Below are 14729 nucleotides of genomic sequence, written 5' to 3'. Positions count from 1 at the left end.
GCCATCTTTTCGCCCCGGCATCAAACCACCTGAACCGCGTCACGGGGGGCGGCCCCCCCTGCGCCGGGTCGCCTTGCGCAGCAAGGCGAAACCCGCCTACTCGGCCAGGCCATAGGCCGCGCGCAGGCCCCGCTGCGTGCCCGGCCCGAACTCCCCGTCGATCGCGCCGCCATAGAACGCGTGCTCGCGCAGCAGCGCCTGCACGGCCCGCCTTGTCTCGGGCTTGAACATGGTCGGCCGCTCGGTCAGGATCTCCAGCACATCCGCGCTGCCCGAGCGCAGCGCGCCATAAAGATAGCCCGCCGCCTCGACCGGCCCCTTGCCCTCGACCAGCCCGTCGTCGATCAGCGCGGCAAAATTGAACATCGCCTGCGGATGGCGCTGGGCGGCGGCGCGCTCGAAATAGCCCAGCGCGCGTTTCGCATCGCGCGGCAGGCCCAGCCCGCCCTGGAAATGCATGAAGGCCAGGTCGTTCAGCGCGTCCGCGAATTCCTGCTCCGCCGCCTGCCGGTACAGCGCCAGCGCGCGCGCCTCGTCCTGCGCCACCCCCAGCCCCGTCTCGTAAAGCTTGGCCAGCTCGAACTGCGCCTCGGGCGAGCCCGCCTCGGCCGCCCGCGTCAGCAATTGCACGGCCTCGGCCGGGTCGAACCGGTCCTCGGCAGGGTTCAGCCGCATATAGGCCAGCCCCAGGATCGAGCGGGTATCGCCTTCGGCGGCCAGCGCGGCAAGCTGCAATTCCTGCTCGGGGCGCAGGCTCGACCAGGCGATGCGGCGATCCTCGTCGCGCACCCGCTCGTCGGCCTCGCCCGGACCGGCCAGGTAGAACGGCTCGCCCGACAGCGCGCCATAGGTATGCGGCTCCTGCCGGTTGGCGGTCGCCTCCAGCACCCGGTCACGCACCTGCCGGAACATCAGCGAGATCTCCAGCCCCGGCTGCGCCAGCCGGTCGATCAGCGCCAGCGCAAAGGGGCTGTTCTCGCCCTCGCCATCCAGCGCCACCTGCCCGTCGCGCGCGGCAAAGGCGACCAGCGTGCCGCGCTCGGGCGAGGGCGGCGCCAGCCCCGCGCGGCCGCCGCCCAACGGCGCGCTGGTGTCGATCAGGTCGCCGAACGGGTTGTCGCGACAGGAATCCAGGATCACGATCCGCATCCGCCGCGCCCGGTCGACCGCGTGCAGCAGATCGTCCAGCGAAACCGCCTGCCCCTGGACATCCCGGTTCGAGCGCACCGCCGCATCCGCCGGGATCAGGAAATTCTGCCCCTGCACCTCGACCCCGTGCCCGGCGAAATAGATCAGCGCCAGATCCGCGGTCTCGGCGGCAAAGCCGAAATCGTCCAGCGCCGCGTGCAGATCCGCGGCGCTCGGGTCCAGCATCGTGCTGACCTCGAAACCGATCCCGCGCAGCGTGCTTGCCAGCGCGGCGGCATCGTTCACGGTGTTTCTCAGCGGCGGGATCGTCGCGTAATCGGCCACGCCGATCACCAGCGCGACGCGCTCGGCGGCCCGCAAGGGCCAGGCCGCCGCCGCCGCGATCACAAGGGCCAGGACAACGACGCGCATGGAACATCCCCGCAACCACCCGTTCCGCCTCATCCTATCCGATTCGCCGCGCGGAAGAACCGCGCCCGGCAACGGCGCGGATTGGCCGGACCCTCGGAATGTGCTAGCATTCCGAAAGGTTACGATGCTGTCGCACGGTTGGGGGGTGCGGTCTTCTCGGATCGTCATGGTCAGGTCTTGGCCGGGTGCCGTCATGGTGGCCCGCCGGTCCGTCGGTGCCCGCATGGCGCGCAGGGATACCTCCCCCGCCGGACCCACCGGAGGTTCCCATGGCCATCAGATCCCTTGCCATCCCCCTTGCCCTCGCGCTCGCCCTGGCGGTCCCGCCCCTGTCGGCCATCGCCCAGACCTCCGGCCAGCAGCCCTCCCCCTCCTCGCGCGGCGATGGCGAAAACGGCAGCACCGGCGTCACGCCCGAATTCTACCCCGCCCCGTCGGACCGGCCACGCGGAACCGTCTCGGACGAGGTCACCGAGCTCATCATCCGCGACTTCGCCGAGGCGCGCGCCATCTGCAACCGGGTTCCGCATCCCGAATACACCGTCGACTGCCTGTCGCAGGCCCTGGGCCGCATCGCCGCCAAGATGCCGCGCGGGGATTATGAACGGGCAAAGACCGTGCTCGAGCAGGCCGCCCGCGACCTTGGCGCACTGGCATCGGCCAATCGCGACCGGACCCGGCCGCAGATCCGGCTGCGCCAGCCCTCGGGCGAGACCACGCCGCCCATAAGCCCGGTCCGCCGCGACGCGCTCGCCGAGGTGAACGCCGCCGCCGCGCAGATCCTCGAAGAGGCTGAAACGCGGCTGCTGCGCTCGGCCGAAGGCTCCGCACGACGCATGGTGCATTACCAGCGGATCGCGGCAGCCGTCGGCTCGACCAAGGTGCTGCTGCGCTCGGCATGATCGCTCGCAACCGCACCCGCCATCAGGAGATTGCCCGATGATCGCCCGCCTTTCCCGTCTCGTGCTGCCCGGCGCGCTGTCCGCCGCCCTTGCCCTTGCGCCCGACAGCGCGCCGGGACAGTTCGCCGCCCCGGGTCCCGCCCGGCCGCAGGCCGACATCGCACCCGGGCCGACGCTGGCCACGGCAAGTGCCGCCACCACCGACCGGATCGTGGCCCGGATCGAGGCCGGGCGCGATTTCTGCGCCCGCATCGCCCAGCGCGCCTATGCGATCGACTGTCTCGCCGCCCAGCTCGAAGGGGTCGCCCGCGACATGCCCGGCGGGGATTACCGCGCCGCCGGGCAGATCCTCACCCGCGCCGCCCGCGATCTGCGCCGCATCGCCGAGGCCAATGCCGATCCGGCGCTGCCGCGCGGCCGGGTGCGGGTGGCCGACACCATCTCGCCGCGGGCATTGACGCCGGTGCGTCGCGACGCCCTGGATCGCCTCGCTGCGCAGGCCGCGACGATCCTGCAGGAGGCCGAGACCGCGCTGCTGCGCTCGACCGAAGGCTCCGCACGACGCATGGTGCATTACCAGCGGATCGCGGCGGCCATCGGCTCGACCAAGGTGCTGCTGCGCTCGGCCTGACGGGCCGCCGGTTCAGGGTCGAAAGGTCGCAGCCCTGCCGGAATCGGGCTGTTTTCCTTGGAAATCAACCATCTTGTCTACCATCGCATGCAACGCGACGCCGAAAGCCCCGGCAAATCGGACCGGGACTTGATGCAGGTCAAGGCCAGACCTTGGAAGAATTCTAAGGTCGGGACAACGCGTGAACCTTTGCAAAACGGTGCTGACCATGAAACGTCTCCTCTCGACCGCGCTCCTGACCACCGCGATGGCGCTGCCCGCCTCGGCCTCGGACCTGCGGCAGATGGCGCTCGACTATTTCGAGCCGCTGCCCTCGACCATTCCGCAGATGCCCGACAACCGCGTCACGCCCGAGAAGATCGAACTGGGCAAGGCGCTGTTCTTCGACCCGCGCCTGTCGGCCTCGGGGGTGTTTTCCTGCTATTCCTGCCATAACCTGACCACCGGCGGCGACGACAACATGAGCACCTCGGTCGGCCATGGCTGGCAGAAGGGGCCGCGCAACTCGCCCACCGTGTTCAACGCGGTTCTCAACATCGCTCAGTTCTGGGACGGCCGCGCCGAAGACCTCAAGGAACAGGCCAAGGGGCCGATCCAGGCGGGTGTCGAGATGGCGAACACGCCCGAGAACGTCGTCGCGACGCTGAACTCGATGCAGCAATACCGCGACTGGTTCGCCAGCGCCTTCTCCGAGGAAACGGACGCCGTCAGCTTCGACAACATGGCCCGTGCGCTCGAGGCGTTCCAGGCCACGCTGATCACCCCCGCGCCCTTCGACGCCTTCATGAACGGCGACGAGATGGCCCTGACCGACGTCCAGAAAGAGGGTCTGGTCCTCTTCGTCGACAAGGGCTGCGTGACCTGCCACAACGGCGTCAATCTCGGCGGCAACGGCTATTACCCGTTCGGCCTGATCGAGAAGCCCGGCGCCGACATCCTGCCCGAGGGCGACAAGGGCCGCTTCGCCGTGACCGAGACCGCGATCGACGAATATGTCTTCCGCGCCTCGCCGCTGCGCAATGTCGGCGTGACCGCGCCCTATTTCCACTCGGGCAATGTCTGGGATCTCAAGGTCGCCGTGCAGGTGATGGGCACCGCGCAGCTCGGCGAAGAGGTCAGCGACGAGGAAGCCGACAAGATCGTCGCCTTCCTGCACAGCCTGACCGGCGAGGTGCCGTCGATCACGCTGCCGGTGCTCCCGGCCGAGACCGCCGCAACGCCGCGCCCGACCACCGAGGTCATGCCGAACTGAGGCGGCGCAGCACGCGCATGAAAAAGGGGCCGGCCATCATGGTCGGCCCCGTTCCGTTCGCGCCCGTCGCAGACCGCCCGCCGCGCTATTCCTCGCGCAGCGCCCTGTCGAAATAGATCTTCAGCGGCCGCACCAGGTAGGACAGCGGGCTGCGGTCCCGGGTGCGCAGGAACACATCCACCGGCAGGCCGGGCATCAGCTGCACATTCGGCATGTCCGCCAGCACGCTGGTATCGGGCAGGATCACCGCCTCGTAATAGGTCATGCGCGTCGCCTCGTCGAACAGCGAGTCGGCCGAGATCCGCAACACCTCGCCCGGCAGTTCCGGCGTCGTCCGGCTGTCATAGGAGGTCAGCCGCAGCGACACCGGCTGGCCCGGAAAGACCTGGTCGATATCCGACGGCTCGATCCGCGCCGAAACCTGCAAGGCCTGACCGCCCGGCACGACATACATGATCGGCGCGCCGCCCTGCACCACCGCGCGCACCGCGAAGATGCTGGAGCCGAACACCACGCCATCGGCCGGGCTGCGCACCTCCAGCCGCGACAACCGCTCGGCCAGGCTCAGGCGGCGCTCGGCCAGTTCGATCTCGGCATATTGCAGGTCGCGCAACTGGCTGATCGCCTCCTCGCGGCGCGTATCGACCAGCCGCAGCGCCCGCACCGCCAGTTCCGAGATCCGCGCGCGGCTTTCGGCGGCCTGGGACATCAACCGCCCGATCTCGCCCTCCAGCCCCGCCTCGTCGCGTTGCAGCGCCAGCACCTGCCCCACCGGCACAAGGTTCTGGTCGAAAAGCGTCTGCTTGTCCGTCAGTTCGCGCTCCACAAGGCCAAGCTGCTTTTCCAGCGCCGCGATCTGGGACAACGTGCCCTCGATCTGGTTCTCGATCTGGCTCCTCTGCTCGTCGAGCTGTTCCAGCTCCTGGGCCAGCGCCACGCGGCGAGCGGCGAACAGGCTTGTCTGGCCCTCGATCTGGCCGCGCATCCAGTCGGGATCGAGATGCTCGAAGCCCGACAACTCGCCGATCACCAGCGTCTCGACCCCGTCGCGCTCGGCCTCCAGCCGCGCCTTGCGGGCCTCGATCTCGAAAAGCTGCCGCTCGACGATGGCCAGTTCCGACCGCAGGAAGGTGCCATCCAGCCGCAGCACCACGTCCCCCGCCGCGACCGCATCGCCGTCGCGGGCCAGGATCTCGCCGACCACGCCGCCCTCGGGATGCTGGACCACCTGCCGGTCGCTCTCGACCTTGACCGTGCCCGTCGCGACCACCGCGCCCGCGATGCTGGTCGCCACCGACCAGCCCCCCAGGCCGCCGACCAGCAGCACGATCGCCACGATCCCCACCGCCAGCGGCATGCGCGCGCCCGGCAGACCGCCCGCCGCACCGGGCGCAGCCGCAGAACCCGCGGGCGGCGCCTCGGCCTTGCGATCCGCCCTGCTCATCCGCCCGCCCCCTGAACCGTCGTGCCGCGCACCGATCCGATACTGCGCTGCACATCGCCCGCATTGCGCATCAGCGAGCGCACGATCTCGTCGCGCGGCCCCAGCGCCTTCTGCTGGCCATTGTCGATCACCAGAATCCGGTCGCAGACCGCGATGGCCGACGGCCTGTGGGTCATCACGATCACCGATTTCCCCGCCTTCTTCATGTCCGAGACGACCACGTTCAGCGCCTCCGACCCATCGGCATCCAGCGCCGAGTTTGGCTCGTCCAGAACCAGCAGAACGGGATCGTGATACAGCGCGCGCGCCAGCGCCAGCCGCTGGCGCTGGCCGCCCGACAACAGCCCGTCGCCCTCGACCAGCGGCGTGTCATAGCCCTTGGGCAGACGCAGGACGATCTCGTGCACGCGGGCAAGCTGCGCCGCCGCGACAACGCGGGCCGGATCCGGCTCCAGCGCCATATGCGCGATGTTCTCGGCCACCGTGCCGTCGAAAAAACGCACCTCCTGCGGCAGGCAGCCGATCAGTCGGCCCAGCCGCTCGGGGTCGAACTGGTCCAGCGTGGCCCCGTCCAGCCGCACCTCGCCCGCGCTGGGCGGAACCAGGCCCAGGATCAGCCGGGCCAGGCTGGTCTTGCCCGCCCCGCTCTTGCCGATCACGCCCAGCGCCTCGCCCGGATTCACCTCGAAGCTGATGCCGTACAGGATCGGCGGCGCGCCCTGGGCCGAATTGCGCAGCGCCACGCCGCTGACCGACAGCCGCGCCTCGGGATCGGGCAGGTCGGTCGGCTTGCGGCGCGCGGGCATCGCGGCCAGGAACTCCCGCAGGCTGCGCCAGCCCGACCGCGCGCGCTGGATCGCGGGCCATTGGCCCAGCACCTGGTCCACCGGCGCCAGCGCGCGACCGAACATGATCGAGGCCGCAATCATCGCGCCCGGCGTCAACTCGCCGCGCAGCACCAGCCAGGCCCCCAGCGCCAGGATCGCCGATTGCAGGAAAAAGCGGAACGCCTTCGAGAACGAACTGAAACCGCCGGTGCGATCATTGGCATTCAGCCCCCGCGCGCCCGCCTCTTCCTGCAACCGCGCCCAGCGTTCCGACATGACGGGCGCCATGCCCTGCGACCAGACCAGCGCGCCGCCCTCCTCGGCCTGCCGCGCCAGCCGTTGCGCGGCATGGGCCATATGGTTCGACCCGTCCAGCCCCTTCTGCGTCACCATCCGGTTGACCAGCGTCACCACGACCAGGATCGCCGCCCCCGCCAGCGACAGCCAACCCAGCATCGGGTGAAACAAAAAGATCGCGGCCAGGAAGACCGGCGTCCAGGGCAGGTCGAAAAAGGCCAGCAGCACCGGCGAGCCAAAGACGCCGCGCACCGAATCAAGGTCCTGCAACGCCGCGCCCCCCGGCCCCTGCCCGTTGCGCAGCGCCGCCCGCTCGATCGCCGCGCCGAAGACACGCCGCCCGAACACCGCCTGAAGCCGCGCCCCGATCCGAGCCGTCACCCGCCCGCGCGCGAATTCCAGCAACCCGTAGAAAAGATACAGCGCCGTCACCAGCAGGAACAGCGCCACCAGCGTCTCTTCGGACCGCGAGCCCAGCACCCGGTCATAGACCTGCAGCATGAACAGGGGACCGGTCAACATCAACAGGTTGGCAAAGAAACTGAACAGCGCCACCGCCCAGAACAGGCTTCTGCTCCTGGCCCGGGCCAGCGTGAATTCGTTGCGGTCTTGGGCTTTGCTCATCGGTCCGACCTTGGCAGGGACGCAACGCAACCCGCCGCGCGGCACGCATGGCCAGGCCAGGCGCATCGCTCGACGGGCTCATCGGCTTCCTCATCTCCCGGCCCCTGCGGAGCCTCGCGGGCGGGCATGCCCCGCGCCTGTTCGGCCCCACTCAAACCCCGTTCCGTGCCGGAATTCAAGGCTGGCAATCGGCGTCCCGGCTTGCCCTGCGGAACTCCGCCGCCGCCGCCGCGCAGGCCCGCCGCTAGCCCAGCGTGGCCCGGATCGCCCGCAGGGTCGCATCCACCACCTGGTCGGCCTCGTCCCGCGTCAGGCACAAGGGCGGGGCGAAGCCCAGGATATCGCCCTGCGGCATCGCCCGCGCGATCACGCCGTTGCGCGCCATCTCGGCCACCACCGCGCCCGCGACCTTGCCCGCCGGATCGTGGAACCGCCGCGCCGCCTTGTCCGCGACCAGCTCCACCGCGCACAGCATCCCCTCGCCGCGCACCTCGCCCACCTGCGGGTGATCGGCCAGCGCAGTGCGCATCGCCGCCAGGAAATACGCCCCCAGCTCGGCCGCGTTCTGCACCAGCCCCAGCGCGTCCACCAGCTTCAGGTTGGCCACCCCCGCCGCCGCCCCGATCGGATGCGCCGAATAGGTCCAGCCATGGCCGATCGGCCCGAACTCGTCGGTGCCGCGCGCCAGCACGTCCCACATCCGCTGCGACACGATCGAGGCCGACAGCGGCGCATAGGCCGAGGTCAGCCCCTTGGCCAGCGTGATCAGATCGGGCCGCAACCCGTAATGGTCGGACCCGAACATGCTGCCCAGCCGCCCGAAGCCGGTCACCACCTCGTCGGCGATCAGCAGGATATCGTGGCGCTCCAGGATCGGCTGGATCGCGTCCCAATAGCCCGCGGGCGGCGGCACGATGCCCCCCGTCCCCATCACCGGCTCGCCGATGAAGGCGGCGATGGTCTCGGCCCCCTCGCGCGCGATCAGCGCCTCAAGCTCTGCCGCGCAGAAGGAAACGAAATCGGCCTCGCTCATGTCGGGATCGGGACGGCGATAGTAATAGGCGGGCTCGGTATGCAGGATCCGCTCCAGCGGCAGGTCGAAGCGGTCATGGAACACCTTCAGCCCGGTCATCGACCCCGTCACCAGCCCCGAGCCGTGATAGCCCCGCCAGCGGCTGATGATCTTCTTCTTTTCGGGCCGTCCCAGCAGGTTGTTGTAATGCCAGACCAGTTTGACATTCGTCTCGTTCGCATCCGACCCCGACAGCCCGAAATAGACCTTGGACATATGCGCCGACGCGCGGTCCATCACCATTTTCGCCAGCGTGATGCTGGCCTCGGTGCCATGGCCCACATAGGCGTGGTAATAGGCCAGTTCCCGCGCCTGTTCGGCAATCGCCTCGGCGATCTCGGCCCGGCCATAGCCCACATTCACGCAATAAAGCCCGGCAAAGGCGTCCAGAAAGCGGTTGCCGTCGCGATCCTCGATGAAACAGCCCTGCCCGGTGCGGATGATCCGTTCCGGCGCCTCGCCGCGGGCGAACTGGCCCAGATGCGTCGAGGGGTGGAAAAAGCTCTCGCGGTCCCACTGTTCCAACTGGTCGTTTCTCAGCATCGCGCCTGTCCTTTCGCCCGGTTGCGGCGCCTCGCGCGCCCCTCGGATAGCCCCGCCGGGGATATCGCTCGGCGCAGGCATAGCCGGTTTGACCCGCCGCCTCCACCCCTGCCCCCCGCCACAGAGATTGACGCCCCCCGCGCCATGGTCTGATATCGCCCGACACGCCGCGAACAGGAGCCATCGCCCCCATGACCGAGGAAATCGTCCAGTTCGGCTACGCCACCGAGGGTCACGCGCCCTTCAGCCTGGGCGAATATGACCGCCGTCTGGGCCTTGTGCGCCGGGCGATGGAAGAGCGCGGCATCGACATCCTGTTCGTCGAGGATCCCTCGAACATGGCCTGGCTCACGGGCTATGACGGCTGGTCCTTCTATGTCCATCAGGGCGTTCTGGTCTTCCACGATGCCGACCCGATGTGGTGGGGACGCCAGATGGACGCCAATGCCGCGGTGCGCACGGTCTGGATGGCGGGCGCCCATATCACCCATTATTCGGACGCTTACGTTCAATCGACCGAACGCCACCCGATGCAGCAGCTTGCGGACATCATCCGCGACCTGGGCTATGGCGCCAGGCGGATCGGCGTCGAGATGGAGAACTACTATTTCTCCGCCAAGGCCTACCTGACCCTGCGCGCGGCGCTGCCCGAGGCCGAACTGGTGGACGCCACGGCGCTGGTGAACTGGCAGCGCACCGTGAAATCCGACGAGGAACTGGATTTCATGCGCCGCGCCGCGCGGATCTCGGAAAAGATGATCGACGGCGTGCTGGACCGGATCGAACCCGGCCTGCCCAAGAACCGGCTGGTGGCCGATCTCTATCACGACGCGATCACCGGCACCGACGAGGGCTGGGGCGATTACCCCGCCATCGTGCCGCTCCTGCCCTCCGGCGCGGATGCCTCGGCCTCGCACCTGACCTGGGACGGGCGGCCCTTCGCGGAAGGAGAGGCCACCTTCTTCGAAATCTCGGGCTGCTACCGGCGCTATCACGCGCCGTTCTGCCGGACGATCTTCCTGGGCGAGCCGCCCGATTACATGCGCCGCGCCGAGGCCGCCCTGCTCGAAGGGATCGAGGCCGGATTATGGGCCGCCAAGGCCGGGAACCGGGCCTGCGACATCGCCAATGCGCTGGCCGCCCCCCTTGAACGGGCAGGCATCCGCCGCGGCGCGCGCTGCGGCTATCCGATCGGCCTCAGCTACCCGCCCGACTGGGGCGAGCGCACGATCTCCCTGCGCCCCGAGGATGACACCGTTCTGGAACCCGGCATGACCTTCCATTTCATGCCCGGCCTCTGGATGGAGAACTGGGGCCTGGAAATCACCGAATCCATCCTGATCCGCGAGGACGGCCCGGCCGAGACCTTCTGCAACCGCCCGCGCAAGCTCTACGTCAAGCCATGACCGACCGGCTGGACAGCACCCGCGCGATCCTGGCCGATCTGGTGGCCTTTCCCACCGTATCCTCGGACTCGAATCTCGCGATGATCGTCCATATCGCCGCCATGCTGGGCGATCTGGGCGCGCATGTGGACCTGTTCCATGACGAGACCGGGCAGAAGGCCAACCTGTTTGCCACGCTCGGCCCGCGCGCGGCGGGCGGCGGGATCGTGCTGTCGGGCCATACCGACGTGGTGCCGGTGACCGACCAGGACTGGTCCACCGATCCGTTCCGGTTGCACGAGGCCGACGGGCGGCTTTACGGCCGCGGCACCTGCGACATGAAGGGCTTCATCGCCGCGACGCTGGCCATGGCGCCGGTCTGGGCGGCGCTGGATCTGAAACGCCCGCTGCATTTCGCCTTCACCCATGACGAGGAGGTGGGCTGCCTCGGCGGGCAGGCGCTGGTGGCCGAACTGGCCGCCCGCGGCCTCCGCCCCGAGGTCGCGATCATCGGCGAGCCCACCGAAATGCGCATCGTCGAGGCGCACAAGGGCTGCTGCGAATATTCGGTGGAGTTTCACGGGCTGGAAGGCCACGGCTCGAACCCCGACGCAGGCGTGAACGCCGCCGAGGCCGCGGTGCGCTATGTCGCCCGCCTGATGGACCTGGCCCAGGCGCTGAAGGCGCGCGCCCCGCATAACAGCCCCTTCACCCCGCCCTGGACCACGATCAACCTGGGCCGCATCGCGGGCGGACATGCCCATAACGTGATCCCCGGCCGGGCCGAAGTGGATTGGGAAATGCGCCCCGTCCAGGCCGCGGACATGGCGTTCGTCAAGGACCAGATGGCCCGCCATGTGGACGAGGTCCTGCTGCCCGGCATGCGCGCCGTTGATCCCGCCGCCGCCATCCTGACCCGCGTGGTGGGCGAGGTCGCCGGGCTGGAACCGATGGAAGACAGCGCCGCCCGCCGCCTGCTGATGGACCTGACCGGCGAGGCCCGCGCCGAAACCGTGCCCTTCTCGACCGAAGCGGGGCTGTTCCAGTCCATCGGCTGCGCGGCCGCCGTCTGCGGGCCGGGGTCCATCGCCCAGGCCCACAAGCCCGACGAATACATCACGCTCGACCAGTTGGCCCAATGCCTGAGCATGCTGGACAATCTGGCCGCCGTCCTGACCCGCTAGGCCCGGCCCCCGCAGCGGGGACCGGGCCGGGGCGCGTCATTGCAGCGCCGCATCCGTGATCGCGTGGGTCCAGGCGCCCTCGGGCTCCTTCGTGATGACCGGATCCGAGCCGCCCGACATCAGCGAGGCCACCGTGCGCGCGTAATCCTCGGGGTCCAGCGCCCCGTTCGATCCGGCGGTCAGCTTGGCGACCTCGCCCATCATCCGCTTCTGGTGGGTCTCGGTCTGGGCGCCGGTCTCGTCATTGTCCAGAACGATCATAGCCGCCGCGTCGGGGTTTTCCTCGGCCCATTTCCACCCCTTCATCGAGGCCCGCACGAACCGCACCAGCTTGTCCGCCTCGGCCTCGTCGGCCAGCTTGGACTCGAGGACATAAAGCCCGTCCTCCAGCGTCGCGACGCCCTGATCCTCATACTTGAAGGTCACAAGCTCGTCGGCCGAGATCCCGGCATCGATCACCTGCCAGTATTCGTTATAGGTCATGGTCGAGATGCAATCGGCCTGCTTCTGCAACAGCGGATCGACGTTGAAGCCCTGCTTCAGCACCGTCACACCCCCCGCCGACCCGTCGGTCGGGATGCCAAGCTGGCTCATCCAGCTCAGGAACGGATATTCATTGCCGAAGAACCACACCCCCAGCGTCCGGCCGGGGAAATCCTCGGGGCCGGTGACGCCGGTCTCCTTCAGGCAGGTCAGCATCATGCCCGAGGACTTGAACGGCTGGGCGATGTTGACGATGGGCGCCCCCGCCTCGCGCGCGGCCAGTGCCGAGGGCATCCAGTCCACCATCACATCGGCCCCGCCCCCCATCAGCACCTGAACCGGCGCGATGTCGGGGCCGCCGGGCTTGATCGTGACATCCAGCCCCTCTTCCTCGTAGAAGCCCTGGTCCAGCGCGACGTAATAGCCCGCGAACTGGGCCTGCGTGACCCATTTCAGTTGCAGGTTCAGCTTGTCCGCCGCCTGCGCCGCCCCCGCGCCCAGCACAAGCGCCAGCGCCGCCGTCGTCATTCTCAGTTTCATATTTACCTCCGTGTTGCCTTTGTTATTCGCCCCGCTGCGAGGGGTGCCAGAAGGTCACCGCCCGTTCGGCCAGTGCAACGAGGCCGTAGAATGCCGAACCGGCCAGCGCCGCCACGGCAATTTCCGCCCAGACCATGTCGAGCGCCAGCCGCCCCACCTCGGTCGAGATGCGAAATCCCATGCCCCTGATGGGGCTGCCGAAGAACTCGGCCACGATGGCCCCGATCAGCGCCAGCGTGGTCGCGATCTTCAGCCCGTTGAAGATGAACGGCATCGCCGCCGGAAGCCGCAGCTTCAGCAGCGTCTGGCCATAGCTTGCCGACCAGGTCCGCATCAGGTCGCGCTGCATCGGATCGCTGGCGGCCAGCCCCTGCACGGTGTTCACCAGCACCGGAAAGAACACCATCGCGACCACCACCGCCGCCTTGGACTGCCAGTCGAAGCCGAACCACATCACCAGGATCGGCGCGGTGCCGATGATCGGCAGCGCCGCGATGAAATTGCCGACCGGCAACAGGCCCCGTTTCAGGAAGGGCGAGCGGTCGATCAGGATCGCGGTCAGCACCGCCGCCGAACAGCCCATCACATAGCCCGACAGCGCCCCCTTGACGAAGGTCTGCACGAAATCGACCCACAGGATCGACGTGCTGGACGCGATCCGCGCCCCAATGGCCGTGGGCGGCGGCAGGATCACGCTCGGCACCCCGAGGCCGCGCACCAGCCCCTCCCACACCACAAGGATCGTGAGGCCGAAGATCGCGGGCACCGCCAGCCGCACGGCCCATGTCCGCCGCCAGGGCGAATTCGACAGCCACACGTTCAGCGCCAGCGCCGCCGCCCAGAACGCCGCGACCCCGCCCAGCCAGATCATCGCGCCATCCCCATCCGCTTCAGCGTGATCCGCTGGATCAGCCCGATGATCCCCACCAGCGTCGCGGCCAGGATCGCGGCGGCAAACAGCGCCGACCAGATCTGCACCGTCTGCCCGTAATAGCTGCCCGCCAGCAACCGCGCGCCAAGCCCCCGCACCGCGCCGGTGGGCAACTCGCCCACGATGGCGCCCACCAGGCTCGCCGCCATCCCGACCTTCAGCGAGGTGAACAGATAGGGCATCGAGGACGGCCAGCGCAGTTTCCAGAACGCCTGCGACGGGCTGGCCGAATAGGTCCGCAACAGGTCAAGCTGCATCCGGTCGGGACTGCGCAGCCCCGCCACCATGCCGACCACCACGGGGAAGAAGGACAGATAGGCCGAGATGATCGCCTTGGGCAGCAGCCCGCTGATGCCGACCGAGTTCAGCACCACGATGATCATCGGCGCGATGGCCAGGATCGGGATGGTCTGGGACGCGATCGCCCAGGGCATCACGCTCATGTCCATCGCGCGGTTATGCACGATGCCCACGGCCAGCAGGATGCCCAGCCCGGTCCCGATGCCGAAACCCACCAGCGTCGCCGACAGCGTGACCCAGCCATGCCAGATCAGGCTGCGCCGCGTGAAGGCCCGGCCCTCCAGCACCATGGCGCCGGTGGTGTTCCACAACTCCGCCCCGACCTGATGCGGCGCGGGCAGCTTGGGGCGCTCCTGCGCCATCGTGTCGGCGACGATCTGGGCAATTGTCAGGTCCTGCCCGGCGCGGGCCGCCTGATCCAGCGTCCATTGCCGGTTCAGCATCACCGCCGCGCCATACCACAGCGCCAGGATCGCCATCACCACCGTCAGGATCGGCAGGACGCTACGCATCCGGCGGCCTCCGCGGGCTGCGCGTGGCGCCAAACCGCTTGCCCAGCAGATGCAGCCCCAGAACCGCCGGCGCCACCGTCACCAGAAAGGCGACCCAGCCCAGCAGCGGGTAGGTGCTGACGCCCAGATCGAAGACCCAGGCCAGCACCACCGCCAGCCACAGCGCGCCCAGCCCCAGAATGATCCAGCGTCTGGTTGTCATGATCATGCCCCGCCCCCTGGCCCGCGCGCAGGCGACGGGC

Annotated in this window: 13 protein-coding genes; 5 read left to right on the top strand and 8 right to left on the bottom strand. The window is 68.9% G+C overall.

Annotation, left to right across the window (positions count from 1 at the left end; genetic code table 11):
* Positions 1-96 precede the first annotated feature (96 nt).
* On the bottom strand, positions 97-1560 hold the full coding sequence (locus EV216_RS16050; protein ID WP_132696545.1) for a caspase family protein: 1464 nt from the start codon (positions 1558-1560) through the stop codon (positions 97-99).
* A 269-nt stretch (positions 1561-1829) separates the two neighbouring features.
* On the opposite strand from EV216_RS16050, the gene EV216_RS16045 reads away from it, so the two are divergent.
* The 3 genes from EV216_RS16045 (at position 1830) to EV216_RS16035 (ending at position 4345) form a co-directional block, all read left to right on the top strand.
* Positions 1830-2462, top strand: coding sequence for a hypothetical protein (locus tag EV216_RS16045; protein ID WP_132696544.1), 633 nt, complete (start codon positions 1830-1832; stop codon positions 2460-2462).
* 37 nt (positions 2463-2499) lie between these two features.
* On the top strand, positions 2500-3093 hold the full coding sequence (locus tag EV216_RS16040; RefSeq protein WP_132696543.1) for a hypothetical protein: 594 nt from the start codon (positions 2500-2502) through the stop codon (positions 3091-3093).
* 208 nt (positions 3094-3301) lie between these two features.
* Entirely contained in the window at positions 3302-4345 is a 1044-nt protein-coding gene (locus EV216_RS16035) for a cytochrome-c peroxidase (protein ID WP_132696542.1), read from the top strand.
* An 85-nt stretch (positions 4346-4430) separates the two neighbouring features.
* Here EV216_RS16035 and EV216_RS16030 read toward each other — a convergent pair whose 3' ends face one another.
* The 3 genes from EV216_RS16030 to EV216_RS16020 all read right to left on the bottom strand — a co-directional run bounded on the left by EV216_RS16030 (position 4431) and on the right by EV216_RS16020 (position 9152).
* Positions 4431-5789 carry an HlyD family type I secretion periplasmic adaptor subunit gene (locus EV216_RS16030; RefSeq protein WP_243642105.1) on the bottom strand — a complete coding sequence of 453 codons (1359 nt, stop codon included), beginning with the start codon at positions 5787-5789 and terminating at the stop codon, positions 4431-4433.
* Entirely contained in the window at positions 5786-7537 is a 1752-nt protein-coding gene (locus EV216_RS16025; protein WP_132696541.1) for a type I secretion system permease/ATPase, read from the bottom strand. The genes EV216_RS16030 and EV216_RS16025 overlap by 4 nt, the downstream gene beginning before the upstream one ends.
* 244 nt (positions 7538-7781) lie before the next feature.
* The gene (locus tag EV216_RS16020) at positions 7782-9152 is read right to left on the bottom strand and encodes an aspartate aminotransferase family protein (protein WP_132696540.1); all 1371 of its coding nucleotides are present in this window, start codon (positions 9150-9152) and stop codon (positions 7782-7784) included.
* A 191-nt stretch (positions 9153-9343) separates the two neighbouring features.
* Here EV216_RS16020 and EV216_RS16015 point away from each other — a divergent pair, with 191 nt between their 5' ends.
* Together EV216_RS16015 and argE are read left to right on the top strand one after the other, a co-directional pair.
* A complete protein-coding gene (locus EV216_RS16015; RefSeq protein WP_132696539.1) occupies positions 9344-10558 on the top strand; it encodes a M24 family metallopeptidase in 1215 nt (404 codons plus the stop codon).
* Complete coding sequence (argE, locus tag EV216_RS16010) at positions 10555-11721, top strand: acetylornithine deacetylase (RefSeq protein ID WP_132696538.1); 1167 nt, start codon at positions 10555-10557, stop codon at positions 11719-11721. Before EV216_RS16015 ends, argE begins: the two co-directional genes overlap by 4 nt.
* 36 nt (positions 11722-11757) lie before the next feature.
* On the opposite strand, the gene EV216_RS16005 is transcribed toward argE, so the two are convergent.
* The 4 genes from EV216_RS16005 to EV216_RS15990 are packed head-to-tail and all read right to left on the bottom strand — an operon-like array spanning position 11758 to position 14689.
* Positions 11758-12744 carry an ABC transporter substrate-binding protein gene (locus EV216_RS16005; RefSeq protein ID WP_132696537.1) on the bottom strand — a complete coding sequence of 329 codons (987 nt, stop codon included), beginning with the start codon at positions 12742-12744 and terminating at the stop codon, positions 11758-11760.
* 22 nt (positions 12745-12766) lie between these two features.
* Positions 12767-13615 carry an ABC transporter permease gene (locus EV216_RS16000; RefSeq protein ID WP_132696536.1) on the bottom strand — a complete coding sequence of 283 codons (849 nt, stop codon included), beginning with the start codon at positions 13613-13615 and terminating at the stop codon, positions 12767-12769.
* Positions 13612-14487, bottom strand: coding sequence for an ABC transporter permease (locus EV216_RS15995; RefSeq protein WP_132696535.1), 876 nt, complete (start codon positions 14485-14487; stop codon positions 13612-13614). Before EV216_RS15995 ends, EV216_RS16000 begins: the two co-directional genes overlap by 4 nt.
* Complete coding sequence (locus tag EV216_RS15990) at positions 14480-14689, bottom strand: hypothetical protein (protein ID WP_132696534.1); 210 nt, start codon at positions 14687-14689, stop codon at positions 14480-14482. The genes EV216_RS15995 and EV216_RS15990 overlap by 8 nt, the downstream gene beginning before the upstream one ends.
* Positions 14690-14729: the final 40 nt, after the last annotated feature.

The organism is Rhodovulum steppense (genome assembly GCF_004339675.1).
Taxonomy (GTDB): Bacteria; Pseudomonadota; Alphaproteobacteria; order Rhodobacterales; family Rhodobacteraceae; genus Rhodovulum; species Rhodovulum steppense.
This window is presented reverse-complemented; position numbering and strand designations above follow the sequence as displayed.

Coding starts and splice junctions, on each gene's coding strand:
- EV216_RS16050 (WP_132696545.1), bottom strand. CDS start 1,560: ATGCGCGTCGTTGTCCTGGCCCTTGTGATCGCGGCGGCGGCGGCCTGG.
- EV216_RS16045 (WP_132696544.1), top strand. CDS start 1,830: ATGGCCATCAGATCCCTTGCCATCCCCCTTGCCCTCGCGCTCGCCCTG.
- EV216_RS16040 (WP_132696543.1), top strand. CDS start 2,500: ATGATCGCCCGCCTTTCCCGTCTCGTGCTGCCCGGCGCGCTGTCCGCC.
- EV216_RS16035 (WP_132696542.1), top strand. CDS start 3,302: ATGAAACGTCTCCTCTCGACCGCGCTCCTGACCACCGCGATGGCGCTG.
- EV216_RS16030 (WP_243642105.1), bottom strand. CDS start 5,789: ATGAGCAGGGCGGATCGCAAGGCCGAGGCGCCGCCCGCGGGTTCTGCG.
- EV216_RS16025 (WP_132696541.1), bottom strand. CDS start 7,537: ATGAGCAAAGCCCAAGACCGCAACGAATTCACGCTGGCCCGGGCCAGG.
- EV216_RS16020 (WP_132696540.1), bottom strand. CDS start 9,152: ATGCTGAGAAACGACCAGTTGGAACAGTGGGACCGCGAGAGCTTTTTC.
- EV216_RS16015 (WP_132696539.1), top strand. CDS start 9,344: ATGACCGAGGAAATCGTCCAGTTCGGCTACGCCACCGAGGGTCACGCG.
- argE (WP_132696538.1), top strand. CDS start 10,555: ATGACCGACCGGCTGGACAGCACCCGCGCGATCCTGGCCGATCTGGTG.
- EV216_RS16005 (WP_132696537.1), bottom strand. CDS start 12,744: ATGAAACTGAGAATGACGACGGCGGCGCTGGCGCTTGTGCTGGGCGCG.
- EV216_RS16000 (WP_132696536.1), bottom strand. CDS start 13,615: ATGATCTGGCTGGGCGGGGTCGCGGCGTTCTGGGCGGCGGCGCTGGCG.
- EV216_RS15995 (WP_132696535.1), bottom strand. CDS start 14,487: ATGCGTAGCGTCCTGCCGATCCTGACGGTGGTGATGGCGATCCTGGCG.
- EV216_RS15990 (WP_132696534.1), bottom strand. CDS start 14,689: ATGACAACCAGACGCTGGATCATTCTGGGGCTGGGCGCGCTGTGGCTG.